The sequence below is a fragment of the Clostridium pascui genome, assembly GCF_016908015.1.
Classification (GTDB): domain Bacteria; phylum Bacillota; class Clostridia; order Clostridiales; family Clostridiaceae; genus Clostridium_AK; species Clostridium_AK pascui.
The window spans coordinates 379366-396038 of record NZ_JAFBDB010000003.1; the positions used below are offsets into that span (position 1 = coordinate 379366).

Consider the following 16673-nt stretch of genomic DNA (forward strand, 5'->3'; position numbering starts at 1 on the left):
ATGATATACTAAATTTTAGCCAATTCCACCATAGAATATGCCAAATATATAAACTATTATAGTAAGTCCACAAAATACATATCTCGTCATTGGCTCAAACCAAGAACCTAATTCTTTTTTACAACCTAACTGCACCTGTTCTCTTGCAAATTTGGGCCCACAAACCCAGAAAAACATAATTCCGGCAAGAAGTGCTCCTAAAGGTATTACATAAATAGATATTACATCCATCCAAATTCCTAGTTTATTTCCATCTTCAAGCACCAATCCAGTAACCGCTCCAATTAATGCAATAGTAGCAACTGAAACCTTTCTAGAAAGGTTAAACTTAGCTTGTAATGCCTCTATTGGAGTTTCAAATAAGTTCATTAAAGATGTAACTCCAGCAAACAAAACAGCTATAAAGAATATAATTGAAAACAATTGTCCCATGGGCATTTGTTTAAATACGCTTGGCATTGTAATAAACATAAGCGGAGGACCTGCTGCTGGATCCATTTTAAACGCAAACACTGATGGTATGATTACAAGCGCTGCCAACATTGCTGCCATTGTATCAAAGATGGATACATACTTTGCACTTTCCACAACATTTTCGCTTTTCTTTAGATAGCTTCCATATACTACAGTTCCTGAACCTGCTAATGAAAGAGAAAAAAACGCTTGTCCAAGGGCATATACCCAAGTTTTAGGATTCCCAAGAAACTCCCATCTTGGAATAAATAAATACTTATATCCTTCCATTGCTCCGGGTAGTGTTGCTACACGAATAGCAAGTATTAAAAACAATACAAAGAATGCAGGCATCATTACTTTGTTAACCTTTTCTATTCCATTAGAAACCCCTGCAAGCATAATAATAAATGTTAAAGCCAACCCCATCATATGCCAGTTAACACTTCCCATATTGCCAGCTATAGCTCCAAAATATGCTCCACTATCCTGCGCCTTTACTAAAGAACCTGTAATTGATCCTACAGTAAATCTAAGTATCCAACCTACAACTACTGAATAACCTATGGCAATCCCTAGTGATCCTATTACTGGTATAAGTCCAATAAGATCTCCATGTTTCCTTCCTCTTCTTTCCAATGCCTTTTGGAAGGCGCCTAGCGGCCCTGTCCCCATTGCACGCCCAAAGGACATCTCTCCAATAACTCCTGTGAATCCAATAACTATAACAAATATAAAATATGGTATTAGAAATGCTGCTCCTCCAAGCTGTCCTACACGATAAGGAAACATCCAAATATTACCCATACCTACTGCTGAGCCAATGCATGCTAAAATAAAACCAACTTTCGAATCAAATGTATCACGATTAATCTCATTGTTCAATTGCGTGGAAAGGTTTTCTTGATTGTTATTTCCCATAACCTCACTCCTCTTATAATATAATTATAGCACCTAACAGAAATCCTGTTAATTTAATATTATCATTAACCTTTTTCATGTAATATAATTGTGAGAAAATAGCTTTTGACGTCATTTAAGAAAAGTTTTTTAGATAAGCACTAGTTAGGATTCTTAAATTATTTAATTACATAAATATAGAAAGCGAAAAAGAGTTTAGCATGAAAATTTAGTTTTTCATGTTGGATACTAATTGTACCTCCTATCTCTTTTCCACTTTCTACAAAATCAGTCTGATATTTTTTTTATCAATCTTCTCATTGCTACTGGCAATGAAAGTAGTGATATAGAAAAGTGAAAAATATGCAAAAACATCTAGCAATCATTTACATATTAAATATATTTTCCAACAAACTTACTTTTACATTAATATACAATTTAAATATTCCCGTAAAATAATATTATGCTATTTTACGGGTATATTTACTTATTTTACTGGCTCAAGACTCGCTTGGAAGTGACGAAGAATTGGTGGTTCCCATGTAATTCTGTAACCACTTACAGTATTGGCTTTTTCCTTAATTTCAATGAGAGCATCTGCCATAATATCAATATGAGCTTGAGTATATACACGACGTGGAATTGCAAGTCTTGTAAACTCAAATTCTGCATGAAGTTGTTTTCCTGTATCAGGATCATTACCTAACATATAAGATCCAATATCACATGTACGAATTCCTGCTTCTTTATAAAGCTCTATTGCTAAAGCTTGTCCCGGGAACTCATTATATGGAATATGTGGGAACATAGCTTTTGCATCTACAAATACTCCATGTCCTCCTACTGGAGATTGATAAGCTATACCTGCTTCATCTAGACGTCCTGCAAGATATTCCATCTGTCCTATTCTATATCTTAAATAATTCTCATCAAGGCCTTCATAGAGACCAATTGCTAATGCTTCAAGGTCACGACCTGAAAGTCCTCCATAAGTAATAAATCCTTCAAATGAAATTGTACGACCTTTGCATAATTGATATAATTGTTCATCTTCTTTAATTCCAATTAAACCACCCATGTTTACAATAGTATCTTTCTTAGCACTCATTGTAAACATATCTGCATAGCTAAATACTTCTTTAATTATTTCTTTTATAGATTTATTTTCATATCCAGGTTCACGTTGCTTTATAAAATAAGCATTTTCTGCATAACGTGCCGCATCTATACAGAGTTTTATATTATATTTTTTACATATTTCAGATGTTTCTCTTATATTTTGAACAGATACAGGTTGTCCCCCTGCTGAGTTATTTGTAATTGTCATAATAACAAGTCTAACTTTATCTGCTCCATATTCTTTTATTAATTCTTCAAGTTTTACAACATCCATATTTCCTTTAAACGGAACTCTAACTGTTGGATCTGCAGCTTCAGGAACAACACAATCAATTGCTCTTGCACCTGCAAGTTCAACATGTGCTCTTGTTGTGTCAAAGTGCATATTAGATATAGAATATTCTCCCTTACCCATCATTAATCCAAAAAGAACCTTTTCTGCTGCACGGCCTTGATGTACAGGCTGAATATACTTATATCCAAATATATCTTGTGCTGCTTCAACTAACTTAAAGTAACTAGAAGCTCCTGCATATGCTTCGTCGCCTCTCATTACTCCAGCCCATTGCTCTTGACTCATTGCATTTGTTCCACTGTCTGTTAATAAATCGATATATACGTCTTCACCTCTAAGATTAAACAAGTTATACTTAGCCTCAGCAATTTTTTCTTCTCTTTCTTCACGAGTAAGCATTTTAATTGTTTCTACCATCTTAATTCTAAATGGTTCTGGTACATATTTAATAGCCATATTAACAAACCCCCATCATCTAATTTTAATTTATCTTAATATAGATAAATTAATATGTAATAAATAATTTGTATAATTTAAATTTTCAAATTATTTATCTTTAATAGAATTGTATCACCGCTATAATTTTTAGTCAATACTATAATCTATTTTTTATCATATTTTTCTAATAAAAACCATTTATTAATATTTTATCCTGAATTATTGCACTGTATACGATTTCTGATAAAATATTTTTTATTTTGTAGATAATTTTTTATTATCATAATAATTTCTTTATTTATTCTCTTGAAATATATTACTGTTCATGATATCGTATAATATAATATATAAAGGAATAAAGTAGGTGGGTAAAATGAATAAAGCTACCTTAGAGCAATATATTAAACTCGTTGAGTTTTTAGGAAAAGTCTTAGGTCCTGATTATGAAATTGTGCTTCATGATTTAACAGATGAGAAATATTCTATTATAGCCATTGCAAATGGACATGTTAGCGGCCGCAGTATAGGTGCCCCTTTAACAAACCTTGGGTTAAAGATTATGGCAATGGGAAGTTACAAACATAGTGATTATGTTATTAATTATAATGGTGCTTCAAAGACTAATAGAGTTTTGCGTTCATCTACTATGTTTATTAAAGACAATACTGAAGAGGTTGTTGCAATGCTATGCATCAATTTCGATGATAGCAAATATGTGGCCATCAGTGAAGAAATTTTAAAACTCTGCCACCCTAATGAATTAATTCTGCAAAACAAGTCTTATGATTCAGTTAATTCAGTTTTAAGCGATGTTCCTGAAAATTTCTCTGAGTCCATTGCAGAGGTCACAGAAACTGTTTTAAATGAAGTTTTATCTGACAAAAATATTCCTGTTAATCGTCTTACTCAAGATGAACGCCTTAATATAGTAGATGTATTAAATCAAAAGGGAATATTTATGCTAAAAGGAGCAGTTAGTGAAGTTGCCAAACAACTCCACTGTTCAGAGCCGAGTATTTATCGCTATTTAAACATTCTTAATAAAGACAAAAATTAAAATTATAGTTATTCTATTATCATCTATAACTCTAAAAATAAAAATCCAGCTCCTAAAGAGCTGGATTTTTTTATATTAACGTATAATTCTTCTACCACCACTGAAATCGCTCCTAGTAAGTGGAGATATTTTTACTACATCACCTGTTCTTGGTGCATGTAAATAAGAATTATTACCCGCATATATTCCAACATGATGTGCCGGATATCCAAAGAACACCAAATCACCTGGTTCTAACTGATCTTTTGAAACAGCTACTCCAACTGTTTGCTGATCTGATGCAATTCTTGGAAGATTTATTCCATACTGTGCATATACGTACTTAACTAACCCAGAACAATCAAAGGTACTGGGTCCATTTCCTCCCCATTGATATGGTCTTCCTAAAAAGCTGGATGCATATACCACTATGGAGCTTCCGGATGCATTTGATGGAATTTCCATATTTAACTCAAAATTATTATTAACATTAGAATTATTTGAATTTCCCCTTGATGCTTTAGATGCAGCCAATTGATGTTGTTTTTGCATTGCAGCAATTTGAGCCATAGCCTTATTAATATAACTTTGAGATTCGGTTATTGAAGATGCATAGGTTCTCTCTTGTTTTCTTAAATCAGCTAAAAGTTTATTTTGTTCATTCTTTTTGCTCTTAACTTCACTTAGTTTTTTCTCACTGTCAGCTTTTAAGACCACTAATTTACTTTTATCATTATCTAAACGCTGTTTTTTTTCAACAATGACTTCCTTCTTTTGCTTAAGTTCAGCCGCTAGTTTTTTATCAAATTCCATTACCTTTTTAACAGTTTCAGCTCTTGAAATAAACTCTCCTATTCCATCAGCTTCTACTAAAATATCTAAATAGCTTCCCATGCCCTTTACATACATGGCTCTAATTCTTTTATCAAACAAATCCTTTTGATCTTTTATTTCTTCTTGTGCCTTTATAATTTCTTTTTCTGTTGCATTTATATTCTTTTCTGTACTCACAATTTTAGTTTTTACGGCATTTATTTGATACATTAATCCTTCTATCTGATTGTCCATCTTTTCAATGTCGACTTCTAAATCTTCTCTTCTTTCCTTAACATTTTCTAATGCCTTTTTACTTTGCTGAACTTTAGCCTTATGACTTTCCACTTGAGTAGATAATGGCTCCGCCAATACAGAACTACTTAAAGTAAAAATTAATGCTGCTGCCGTAATAATAGAAACTACATTCTTTTTCATACTAGCACCCCCAAGACTTCATCCTAAGTTCATAAACTTTTTATCCATTTTAATTAATTTATGTTATAATTTAACACACTTCTCATTATACCATTAATTTTAATAAAAACTCAACGAGAAATTAGATAACTTAACCTACCTGCTAATTTCCCGTTATATATTTATTTAGTATACTAAACCTCCAAAGAATATTTATATACTTCTGATTTGGGCATTTTTCTATCCCTGGCTACCATTTTTATTGCTTCCTTTTTTATATACCCCTGATCTATATAACTTTTTATATGTTCTTCTACACTCATATTTTCCCATAAGGCTTTTTCTTCCCTATCTATTTCTTCTATGGTCTTTCCTTCTACCACTAATACGTATTCCCCTCGTGGGGATACTGCTTCATAGTGACATATAGATTCCTCTAATGTTAGTCTTAATACTTCTTCATGTAGTTTTGTAAGCTCCCTACATAAAGCAATTTTTCTGTTACCTAAGTTTTCTCTTAGAAAAGTTAAAGTGTTTAAAAGTCTATGCGGAGCTTCATAAAAAATAAGTGTTTCAGTTCTACCTTTTAAATCTTCAATTATAATCTTTCTATCCTTGTTTTCTCTTGGTAAAAACCCTCTGAATAAGAACTTTGTAGTATCCATACCTGATGAAACTAATGCTGTTGTAATAGCTGTAGCCCCTGGCAGTACCTCAAAAGGTATTTTTTTTTCTATACATTTACCAATTATTACGCTTCCGGGATCTGAAATTCCTGGAGTACCTGCATCACTTACTAAGGCTATGGTATTTCCTTCATTTAAGCGTTCTATAATACTACCACTTCTATCTTCTTCATTATGCATATGATAGCTTATAAGTGACTTTTTTATATTATAATGATTTAATAACTTTAAGGTTTGCCTTGTATCCTCTGCAGCTATTATATCCGCTTCTTTTAAGGCTTCTAGAGCTCTTAAAGTTATATCTTTTAAATTTCCTATAGGTGTAGGAACTATAAATAATTTACCTTTACTCATTTCCATCATTCTCTCTTCCATATATTTCATTAATTTCATCTGTATAATCACCCTTTTCATCATAAACATAGAGGGTATTTTCCCACTTTAGAAACCTTCCTCCATTGTTTTGCCCTTCAATAAGAACAATATTTGCAGCTTTGTTTACTGATGGTTGAACCATTCTGATAGATTTAGGCTCTATTTTATACTTTCTCATAATACAAAGTATGTCAGCTATCCTCTCCGGCCTATGTACCATATATAATCTTCCTCCATGTTTAAGTACTGCCTTTGAAGCCTTAATAACATCTTCTAATGTACAACATATCTCATGCCTAGCAATAGCATCTTTATTACTTAAGTTTATAATACCTGTATTTAAAATTTTGTATGGAGGATTTACTGTAACTACATCTACCTTTTCTAATGAACTTAGCATTACCTCATCCCTTAAATCTCCACATAAAAAAGATACCTTATCTTGTAAGTTATTATACTCAACAGTTCTTAATGCCATATCTACCATTTCTTCCTGTATCTCTATACCTTTAATAGACTTTAATTCATTTTTCCCTGTTATTACAAATGGAATTATTCCTGTTCCACTACAAAAATCAATTACTTTATCATTTCTTTTTATCTTTGCAAAATTAGCTAAAAGTACCGCATCTATTCCAAATCTAAATCCCTGTTTTTTTTGTATTACATATATACCTTTTAAATTAAGATCATCTAGTGTTTCATCATCTTTTATTAAATTATAATTTTTCATCTTAAATTCCTCTCCATAGAAAAGTTTCTCTAAATAATTATTTATTAAGAAGGTTGAAATGTCAAATATATTATAAATAAAAAAAAAGACCACTTCAAAGTGGTCTTTTTTATTATTCTGCTACTGGAGCTCCTACTGGACAAACATTAGCACAGTTTCCGCAGTCGATGCAAGTGTTAGCATCTACAACGAATATTGAATCTCCTTGGCTTATTGAGTTAACTGGACATTCTGGTGCGCATGCTCCACAACTTATACAAGTATCATTAATTACGTATGCCATTATGTAAACACCTCCTTAATAATTTGGACAAGTATATCCGAATTCTATTTTACCACGTTCCTTAAAATTTTTAAAGAGATTTTTACAAAATAGTATACCCTAAATCTTCTACTGATTCCAGTATATTGTCTAAAGATAAAAAATACTCATCGTAGACTACATTAACTTCCTTATTTTCTAAATTTATTTGACAAGCTATGACTCCCTCATTATTAGAAATACCATTTCTAATTTTGTTCACGTCTACCATGCTTTTCATATTACATATCTTTAAAGCAGCCTTCATAATTGCCTCCTAGTTTTCCTTGAATAATTCCTTCAGTATAACTTTATCTTCTTCTTCTACTTCTATTTTTATGTCTTCTTCACTTACAGTTCCTTCATAGGCACCTGATATTAAAGTAATTTCATCTATTGAAATATCCTTTATAAATTCTTCTCCATTTTGAGGTTTTATCTTTACTCTTACACTTTCTTTAACTGTATTATTTCCAATAACCTCTCCTTGGCCATATTCACTATTAATTACTGATCCTATTTTAGGCAGTCTTTTTCTAATCCCCTCATAGGTTTCCTGTTCAAAATTCAAGCAACACATAAGTCTTCCACATATTCCAGATATCTTAGTAGGATTTAATGATAAATTTTGCTCCTTAGCCATCTTTATAGATACTGGAACAAAATCACCTAGATATGATGAACAACACATAGTTCTTCCACAAGGCCCTAGTCCGCCTATCATCTTTGCTTCATCTCTTACTCCTATTTGTCTTAGTTCTATTCTAGTCCTAAATATAGATGCTAAGTCCTTTACTAACTCTCTAAAATCCACTCTTCCATCTGCAGTAAAGTAAAATATCACCTTATTATTATCAAAAGTATATTCTACATCTATAAGTTTCATTTGAAGATTATGTCCTTGTATCTTTTCTGAACATATCTTAAATGCTTCCGAAGCCTTAATCTTATTTTCTGAGTGCCTTAATTCATCTTCTTCTGTAGCTTTTCTTATAACACTCTTTAATGGGCTTACTATCTCATCTTCACCTATTCGTTTTTCTCCTATAACACATTCCCCGAATTCTACTCCTCGTGCAGTCTCTACTATTACATTTTCTCCTTGATTTATCTTAAGTTCTCCAGGTGAAAAATAATATATTTTTCCAGCCTTTTTAAAACGTATTCCTACAACCTTTACCATATATGATTATACCTCCTGTATATCAAGTAGCATTGATTCAAATACTAATCCTACATTTACATTTTTCTCAAGTTTAACCCTTGTAGATTTTATTATATCTATAATATCATTTAACTCATTAAAAGAAAACATTTCAGATAACTTCTTTATATCTTCTATCTTATCTACATTAATAATCATATCTATATTATTTATTTCTTTATATATCAAAGAGTCTCTTATAAAGGAAAAAAACCACGTAAGTACTTCATTCCACTGGCCTTTATACCTTACAAGTATATCTTCATAATGCCATATATCAAAATCCTTACCTTTTATATTTAATAGTATATCTAAGGCTAGACTTCTTATTTCCTTTAAAGATTTATCTTCAATATACTTTTCTGCCCTTCCTGGAATACAGTCGCTAAATGCCATTATAGAATGCACTTCTTCTTTATTTAAGTTTGAATACTTACCTATTATAAACCTTTCCATTTCGTCGCATGTTAGGTGATGTAATTTATAGGCTTGACATCTAGAACGTATTGTATCAAGCAATGAATCTAAATGCTCACACAATAGCATAATGTAAACCCCACTTGGCGGCTCTTCTATCGTCTTTAAAAAAGCATTTTGGGCTTGATTGGTCATCCTATCCGCTTCATATACAATTATTACTTTTTTATTGCCTTCATAAGGCTTTGAGTTAATTTCTTCTATTAACTTTTCTACCTCATCTACTCCCATGGATTTTTTGTTTCCACTAATTCTTGCCTCTATAATATCTACACATTGTCTATTTCTATCCTTATTCAATAATTCATATGCTATATCTCTAGCAATTAAACTCTTTCCTAATCCATCCTCTCCAATAATAATGGATGCATGTGAAAAACGTCCATTATCTATGGAGTGCATTATCTGTTTCTTTATAGCTTCATGTCCTATAATCTCCTTAAATAACAAATATATATTCCTCCATTAGATCTTTTCAAATCTATCTACATCTATAACAAATACTGTAGCTCCACCTACTTGAACTTCTATAGGATAAGGTACATATACACCTGTAGAGCCTGCCACAGGTGATGGAGAAGTCACAATCTGCTTTCTTGTCTTACAAACTTCCTCTATGATTTTTATTACCTCATCAACTCTTTCTTTTTCCACACCTATCATTAAAGTAGTATTTCCTGACTTTAGAAAGCCACCTGTTGTTGCAAGCTTTGTTACTCTATAATTAGCTTCAGTTAACACATCTACTAGATCTATCGCATCATCATCTTGTACTACTGCAATTACAAGTTTCATATATATCAACCCCCTCACAATAAAATTACATATATACTTTATTATACCCTTTTAAGATTATTATAGAAATATTAAATTATTTCTGTTAATAATTTATATATACTTTCATGAATTTCATCTATTGTCTTTATACTTTCGTTTTCTACACATTTAATTTTATCCCAATTATACTTGTCTGCAATATAACAAGCATTATTATAAGATTGTATAAGGTAACTATTATTTCTTTCATGTATATCCTTTTCTTTATTTCCTGTAAACTTATTTTTTCTCTCCATCATAAGCTTAAAACTATATTCAGGTGGCATGTCTAAAAATAATACTTTATCTGGCACTGGTAGCCCCATTAATTTAAACTCTAACTCCCATAGCCAATCTAGAAACTTTTCCTTTTCACCTGTATCATTTATTTTAGATGCTTGATGTACCATATTAGAGGTAGTATATCTATCTGCGAGTACTATGCCTCCCTCTTTATAAAACTGTTCCCATTCCTTTTTAAATGACGCATATCTATCTACTGCATAAAAAGTAGATGCTGCATAGGCATTTATATCTTCTGGATTTTCACCAAACTCTCCATTTAAATACATCTTTATAAGAGCTGATGAATTACTTTTATAATTAGGATATTCTATTTTTAATACCTTATATCCTTCTTTTAGCAATCTTTCATATAATTTATTAGTTTGTGTAGCTTTACCGCTGCCATCCCCTGCCTCAAGTACTACTAATTTTCCCTTATATATCTCACTTTTCAACATATATTCCTCCAAATTAAATTTACATATGCAAAATTTTTATATATCCATTTTGTACTCCAATTACTTCTATATCATTTTCCATATAATATTTTAACACATTTATGGCTTCCTTATCTATTAACTCCCCTGCCATTAAAATCGGCACTCCTGGGGGATATGGTATGATACTTTCTCCACATACATGTCCTTCTGAATTTTCTATTTTTATCAGCTTTTTATCTTTCCCCAAGCTCTCGTATGGTGTCATATATGCCTTTGGAATCTTATATGATAGCAATGGCACATTTTTCATAAGGAATTCTTTATATGGCATCGTCGAAAGTACTTCATAAAGATGTTGAAACTCTTCTTCAGTATTAAATGGTGAAAATATAAGAACTACATTATATAAGTCACTCATTTCTGCCTGTATACGATTTTTTCTCAGATAATTTAAAACTAAATTTGCACTTACATTGTTTTTAAAATTTATAACATAACGGGTTGTATCTAAATTGCACTTATATATACCTAAATCCCTATCCTCTAATATACGCAGGTAATTTAACCTTTTTAGCTTTTCCTTATACTTATTAGATAAATTAATTAAGTTACCATATACTTCCTGTCCATAACTTTCTATATAATATCTCGCATAATCCATAGATGCCATAAGCATATAAGAAGGGCTTGTACTATTAAATATAGTAAAATAGAACTGAGCCCTATCTATCAGCTTACTATTAGTTATATGTAAATATGAAGTTTGAGTAAAACTCGGCAACGTCTTATGACAACTCATAACTACCATATCAGCTTTCAAATATACTGCGCTAGCTGGCAATTTTTCATGAACACCATAATGTGCTCCATGAGCTGAATCCACTAATAAATACATATTATTTTCTTTTGCCATAAAGGCTATTGATTTTAAATCGCAAGCTATACCATAATAATTTGGATATGTTAGAATTATAGCCTTAGCATCTTTATTTTCTTCTATAGCTCCTTTTAATTCTTCCATATCCATACCTACTGGCAAATTAAATTCCTTATGAAGTTTACTTCCTACATATATTGGATTTAGCTTTCTTAAAATAATTCCATTATAAACAGACTTATGACAGTTTCTATCTACTATTACTTTATCCCCTTCTTGAAGTGCAGAAAATATCATTATTAAATTTCCGCTAGTACTTCCATTAACTAAGAAGTGGGATTTTTTGCTATTATACAATTGTGATAGGAGGTCTTCTGCCTCCTTTATAATTCCTTCAGCATTGTGAAGATTATCTAAACCGTCTACTTCGGTAATATCACAATTTATAATTAAGTTTGCCAGTTCATTCCCTATATCAGTGGCTAAAAAACCCTGGCCATTCTTATGTCCAGGCATACAAAATGAAACATTATTTTCCTTTACATAACTTAAAACCCCTTCTACAAGTGGTAATTTTGACAATTATTATCCTCTCCTCTTATCATAGGGTATATCATATATTTTCTTATACAGTTCTTATAGTATCTATAAAAATCTGTATTCATATCAGTACTAATTATTCTTTTCTCACAATCTAAACAAACACCGTTTCCATTTATCATTATACCATTACCTAGAGGCTTTCCGCATATTATACAATGTAATTTTTTCATAAATATCCCCCTTCAGATTTCTTGCCTTAATTATTGCCTCTCATAATATATTTTATTCACTACATTGTCCAAATTTATTTTGTCCACATAAATATATATAAATTTTTAGGAAATAATATATATTGAATTTTAAAGGATGGTGTAATATATTATGAAACAGGAGATTATTGGTTACTTAGAATCCATAAAAGAAGATCTATTTGAAATTAGTTCCTATTTATATAACAATCCTGAAGAAAGTTTTAAAGAATATACCTCTTGTGAATACCTATGCAATTTTTATGAGAGATTTGGGTTTAAGGTTAAAAAAAATATTATAGGCATGCCTACTTCTTTTTCAGCTGAAATTGGAAGTGGTCATCCAAAAGTTTGTTTTATATGCGAATATGATGCAGTAAAGGATCTTGGTCATATAACTGGTCACAATTTGTTATCTGCTATATCTACTGGCGCAGCATTAGGGCTATCAAAGGTAATATCAAAACTTGGAGGAAGCATAATAGTTCTTGGCTGTCCTGGTGAATTTTTAGGTGGTTCTAAAGTTACAATGGCAAAACAGGGGATATTTGAAGATATTGATGTTGTGCTAGTTGTACATCCAGATATAATTACAGCTGAAAGTGGTACTTCCATGGCACTTATTCCACTAAAAATTAATTATAAAAGCGACTATGGATTAAGCTACAGGCGAAAAGGTAATTATTCTGCCTTAGATGCTTGTATGCTTACCTTTAATTCACTGAACATACTATCAAAGGGTTTCGGTCCTGCCTGCAGTATTGATGGGGTTATAGTTCAGGGTGGTAAGGATCCCCATTTACTTCCTAATGAAGCTGAATCAAAATTTTATATTAGAGCTACAAAAATGAACTACGCTGAAGCTGTTGAGTATAAAATCCGCTCACTTTCTAAATGCCTGGGTGAAATTATGAATATAGATTCTCAGTGTTCTATTTATGAAATACCCTATGATGAGCTTATTACTAATTCAACATTATCGAGGTTATTTTCCCATAATCTAAAAGAAGCAGGTATTATAGACATTGAAGGTCCTAAGGACACTTATTCCGGTCTTAGTTTAGGTACTGTTAGTCATTCAGTTCCATGTATACATCCTTATATATCTATAGTACAAGATAATAGTATTAAATATTCATCTAAAGAATTTGCTCAAGCAACTATATCTGATTTTGCTAAAAATATAGCATTAAAAGCATCTCATGCATTAGCTTTTACTGCAATAGATATTATACAAAAAGAGACCTTACTTCAAGAATCTAGGAAGGAACTTACTAATTCCTTAGAAAATCAAAAAGATTAGCCTTTATTATGAGGCTAATCTTTTATTTCTATTAAACTTTAACTTTTCGATCAAATTATTACTAGGCTCAAAGTAAAATTTCTTTAATTTATCTCCCTGCCTATAAACGCAACAATAAGGATTAAAATTTAATAGAGAACATATATACTTCTTATTATTTATAGTTGTTATACTAATAGTTTTTTGCTTCTTTATATATTCGATATCCTTAACTTTTATATTTTCAACTACCCTATCATCATTACCCTTAATCCTATGAATTATGAATTGATCTGCTATTAATGAATAGGTGTATCTAACTCTACATTTTATTACTTCCAATACTAAAACTAATGTAACTAAAGCACCTGTAAGCACAATCAGCGTACTGCCTATATACAATCCTTTAATTACCTCAGTAAAGAACAATACTATTAAGATTAAAGTAAACAATTTAATTAAAGAAGCAAGCTTTCTTCTACAAATTGTTTCTTTATGCATATTGCCCATAATAAACCTCCATACACTTTGTCCTCTTAATTAATTTAACATACAGATTATACTAGGGATTTAAAGTTTAATCCATGTCCATATTTCGCTATAATTATTCTTAAAATGTCATGTAGGACAACTATATTAGTATGATATAGAGTTGTACATATTAACTTGAATATGCTAAGCTTATCTATAGAGTTTAACATTTTTACGAATCAAAAATTTCTTATTAATCTTATAATGAATAATTTCATTCATTATAAGATTAAGTTATAGACATAGTTTAATTTTTAGTTATAATATAATTACTAACTAGACTTCAGCATAAGGAGGGATAACATGATATCAATATACAAAACTTCTGAGGAAAACAACATGTGTACCTTACACCAACTAGAAAATATAGAGCCAGGATGTTGGGTAAATATTGTTGCTCCATCAGATCAAGAGTTATTGTTAATTTCTAAAAAAGCTAATATATCTATAGAATTCTTACGAGCAGCTATGGATGATGAAGAGACTTCTCGTATAGATAGTGATGAAAATAATAATATATTACTTCTCTTAGATATTCCATTTACTGAAATGGAAGAGAATTCATTAACTTATGATACCTATCCACTAGCTATAATACACACAGAAACTATGCTTATAACAATTTGCCTTAAAAATAGTAAGATACTACTTGATTTTATAGATGGTAAAGTAAAATCTTTCTTCACCTTTAAACGCTCAAGATTTATACTTCAAATACTATATAAAATTGCAGGTTATTATTTAATTTATTTAAGACAAATAGATAAAAAAAGTTCAATGGTTGAAAAAAGACTTCATAAATCTATGAAAAATAAAGAGCTAATTCAATTGCTTTCTCTGGAAAAATCTCTAGTATATTTTTCAACTTCATTAAAATCCAATGAAATAACCTTAGAAAAAATGTTAAAGCTAGAGATAATGCAAAAGTATCCAGAGGATCAAGACATATTAGAAGATGTTATTATAGAAAATAAACAGGCTATAGAAATGGCTAATATCTATAGCAATATACTTACAGGAACCATGGATTTCTTTGCTTCGGTAATTTCTAATAACTTAAATATTGTAATGAAGTTATTAGCTTCTGTAACCATAGTAATGTCTATTCCAAATATGATTTCTGGTATGTTTGGTATGAATGTAGGTGGTGTTCCATTCTTTCAAAACCCTTACGGATTTTGGGCAGTATTTGCAATAATGGGTTTTATATCACTAATTGCTATAATAATTCTTAATAAAAAAGATATGTTTTAAAATTATTAAAACATATCTTTAAATAAAAAATCCCAATCATACTGATTGGGATCCTTCTATGGAGGCGCCACCCGGATTTGAACCGGGGAATAAAGGTTTTGCAGACCTTTGCCTTACCACTTGGCCATAGCGCCATATATTATTTACGTTACTTATAAATGATACCATCTAAATGCTTATTTGTCAACAACTTTTAGATGGTATTTATAAATTAGACTTGCTATATTACTTCTCCTAATATCTTCCCTATACTATCATATATAACTAACGATGCTCTATTATCATAGTCAGTTGTTGTCTTATTAATTAATATAAGATGCTTTCCATTAAAATATTGAACTAAGCTGGCTGCTGGATATACGACTAAAGATGTTCCCCCTATTATAAGTACTTCTGCATTTCTTACATGATATATTGCCTTATTTATAACATCCATATTTAAAGCTTCTTCATATAAAACTACATCTGGCTTTACAACAGAACTGCACTCATCACAATGTGGAATTACTTTATTAGAGTTCATTATATAATCTAAACCAAAACTTTTTTTGCATTTAATACAATAATTTCTATGTACACTTCCATGAAGTTCTATAACATTTTTTGAACCTGCCTCTTGATGTAATCCATCTATATTTTGAGTAATAACAGCCTTTAGCTTTCCTATCTCCTCTAACTTAGCTAAACTATAATGCGCCTTGTTAGGTTTAGCATTTCTATATATCATCTTTTCCTTATAAAACTGAAAAAATTCCTCTGTATGTTTTTTAAAAAAACTATGGCTTAGCATTACCTCTGGAGCATGCTTATAGTTATTCTTTATCTCATAAAGTCCCTGTGAAGACCTAAAATCTGGTATATTACTTTCTGTAGAAACGCCTGCTCCTCCAAAAAATACTATGTCGGAACTATTTTTAATAATATCCCTTAATTTTTCAGTGCTATTCAATAAAATCACTCCCAGCGTATATTAGTATAAATATTATATACCCAGCAGCTTTAAAGTGACAACAAAAAACTAAAAAACACATCAGATTAACTGATGTGTTTCCTACCTGGCAACGACCTACTCTCCCACCGGGCCTCCCCGGCAGTACCATTGGCGCTTTGAAGCTTAACCTTCGTGTTCGGAATGGGTACGGGTGTTACC

General features: G+C 31.0%; 18 protein-coding genes, 1 tRNA gene and 1 rRNA gene. 3 read left to right on the plus strand and 17 right to left on the minus strand.

All coding sequences use genetic code 11. From position 1 onward, the window contains the following. Positions 1 to 15: 15 nt before the first annotated feature. Both JOC70_RS10530 and JOC70_RS10535 read right to left on the minus strand, forming a co-directional pair. Positions 16 to 1374, minus strand: a complete 1359-nt coding sequence (locus JOC70_RS10530) for a sodium-dependent transporter (protein ID WP_204598843.1) — start codon at positions 1372 to 1374, stop codon at positions 16 to 18. Between the two features lie 466 nt (positions 1375 to 1840). After that, positions 1841 to 3223: a tryptophanase gene (locus JOC70_RS10535; RefSeq protein ID WP_204598844.1), complete on the minus strand. Its 1383-nt coding sequence runs from the start codon at positions 3221 to 3223 to the stop codon at positions 1841 to 1843. A gap of 355 nt (positions 3224 to 3578) precedes the next feature. On the opposite strand from JOC70_RS10535, the gene JOC70_RS10540 reads away from it, so the two are divergent. Further along, entirely contained in the window at positions 3579 to 4262 is a 684-nt protein-coding gene (locus JOC70_RS10540) for a helix-turn-helix transcriptional regulator (RefSeq protein WP_204598845.1), read from the plus strand. Between the two features lie 75 nt (positions 4263 to 4337). Here the strand turns inward: JOC70_RS10540 and JOC70_RS10545 are convergent, their stop codons facing one another. From JOC70_RS10545 to JOC70_RS10595, 11 genes are all read right to left on the minus strand, one after another. Further along, positions 4338 to 5492, minus strand: a complete 1155-nt coding sequence (locus JOC70_RS10545; RefSeq protein WP_204598846.1) for a C40 family peptidase — start codon at positions 5490 to 5492, stop codon at positions 4338 to 4340. Between the two features lie 173 nt (positions 5493 to 5665). Then, on the minus strand, positions 5666 to 6511 hold the full coding sequence (gene rsmI / locus JOC70_RS10550; protein WP_423880673.1) for a 16S rRNA (cytidine(1402)-2'-O)-methyltransferase: 846 nt from the start codon (positions 6509 to 6511) through the stop codon (positions 5666 to 5668). After that, the gene (locus tag JOC70_RS10555) at positions 6504 to 7265 is read right to left on the minus strand and encodes a tRNA1(Val) (adenine(37)-N6)-methyltransferase (RefSeq protein WP_204598847.1); all 762 of its coding nucleotides are present in this window, start codon (positions 7263 to 7265) and stop codon (positions 6504 to 6506) included. The genes rsmI and JOC70_RS10555 overlap by 8 nt, the downstream gene beginning before the upstream one ends. A 112-nt stretch (positions 7266 to 7377) precedes the next feature. Further along, on the minus strand, positions 7378 to 7548 hold the full coding sequence (locus tag JOC70_RS10560) for a DUF362 domain-containing protein (RefSeq protein WP_035304567.1): 171 nt from the start codon (positions 7546 to 7548) through the stop codon (positions 7378 to 7380). Between the two features lie 82 nt (positions 7549 to 7630). After that, a complete protein-coding gene (locus JOC70_RS10565; protein WP_204598848.1) occupies positions 7631 to 7834 on the minus strand; it encodes a heavy-metal-associated domain-containing protein in 204 nt (67 codons plus the stop codon). A gap of 9 nt (positions 7835 to 7843) precedes the next feature. Next, complete coding sequence (locus JOC70_RS10570) at positions 7844 to 8749, minus strand: PSP1 domain-containing protein (RefSeq protein ID WP_204598849.1); 906 nt, start codon at positions 8747 to 8749, stop codon at positions 7844 to 7846. Positions 8750 to 8755: 6 nt separating this feature from the next. Then, on the minus strand, positions 8756 to 9697 hold the full coding sequence (locus tag JOC70_RS10575) for a DNA polymerase III subunit delta' (protein ID WP_204598850.1): 942 nt from the start codon (positions 9695 to 9697) through the stop codon (positions 8756 to 8758). A 15-nt stretch (positions 9698 to 9712) separates the two neighbouring features. Continuing rightward, the gene (locus JOC70_RS10580) at positions 9713 to 10042 is read right to left on the minus strand and encodes a cyclic-di-AMP receptor (protein WP_035304559.1); all 330 of its coding nucleotides are present in this window, start codon (positions 10040 to 10042) and stop codon (positions 9713 to 9715) included. Positions 10043 to 10113: 71 nt separating this feature from the next. Continuing rightward, positions 10114 to 10791, minus strand: a complete 678-nt coding sequence (locus JOC70_RS10585; protein ID WP_204598879.1) for a thymidylate kinase — start codon at positions 10789 to 10791, stop codon at positions 10114 to 10116. A 34-nt stretch (positions 10792 to 10825) separates the two neighbouring features. Further along, positions 10826 to 12247, minus strand: a complete 1422-nt coding sequence (locus tag JOC70_RS10590; protein ID WP_204598851.1) for an aminotransferase class I/II-fold pyridoxal phosphate-dependent enzyme — start codon at positions 12245 to 12247, stop codon at positions 10826 to 10828. Further along, positions 12226 to 12438, minus strand: a complete 213-nt coding sequence (locus JOC70_RS10595; RefSeq protein WP_186428675.1) for a sigma factor G inhibitor Gin — start codon at positions 12436 to 12438, stop codon at positions 12226 to 12228. The genes JOC70_RS10590 and JOC70_RS10595 overlap by 22 nt, the downstream gene beginning before the upstream one ends. A gap of 151 nt (positions 12439 to 12589) precedes the next feature. Here JOC70_RS10595 and JOC70_RS10600 point away from each other — a divergent pair, with 151 nt between their 5' ends. Further along, on the plus strand, positions 12590 to 13759 hold the full coding sequence (locus tag JOC70_RS10600; protein WP_204598852.1) for a zinc-binding metallopeptidase family protein: 1170 nt from the start codon (positions 12590 to 12592) through the stop codon (positions 13757 to 13759). A gap of 6 nt (positions 13760 to 13765) precedes the next feature. Here JOC70_RS10600 and JOC70_RS10605 read toward each other — a convergent pair whose 3' ends face one another. After that, positions 13766 to 14248: a hypothetical protein gene (locus JOC70_RS10605; protein WP_204598853.1), complete on the minus strand. Its 483-nt coding sequence runs from the start codon at positions 14246 to 14248 to the stop codon at positions 13766 to 13768. A gap of 324 nt (positions 14249 to 14572) precedes the next feature. Here JOC70_RS10605 and JOC70_RS10610 point away from each other — a divergent pair, with 324 nt between their 5' ends. Then, on the plus strand, positions 14573 to 15523 hold the full coding sequence (locus JOC70_RS10610; protein WP_204598854.1) for a magnesium transporter CorA family protein: 951 nt from the start codon (positions 14573 to 14575) through the stop codon (positions 15521 to 15523). Positions 15524 to 15582: 59 nt separating this feature from the next. On the opposite strand, the gene JOC70_RS10615 is transcribed toward JOC70_RS10610, so the two are convergent. The 3 genes from JOC70_RS10615 to rrf form a co-directional block, all read right to left on the minus strand. Further along, positions 15583 to 15657, minus strand: a tRNA-Cys gene (locus tag JOC70_RS10615). An 86-nt stretch (positions 15658 to 15743) separates the two neighbouring features. Further along, positions 15744 to 16472 (minus strand): NAD-dependent protein deacylase, encoded by a 729-nt coding sequence (locus JOC70_RS10620; RefSeq protein ID WP_204598855.1) that lies wholly within the window; start codon positions 16470 to 16472, stop codon positions 15744 to 15746. Between the two features lie 104 nt (positions 16473 to 16576). Next, positions 16577 to 16673: ribosomal RNA gene (gene rrf / locus JOC70_RS10625) — 5S ribosomal RNA — on the minus strand; the annotation flags it as partial.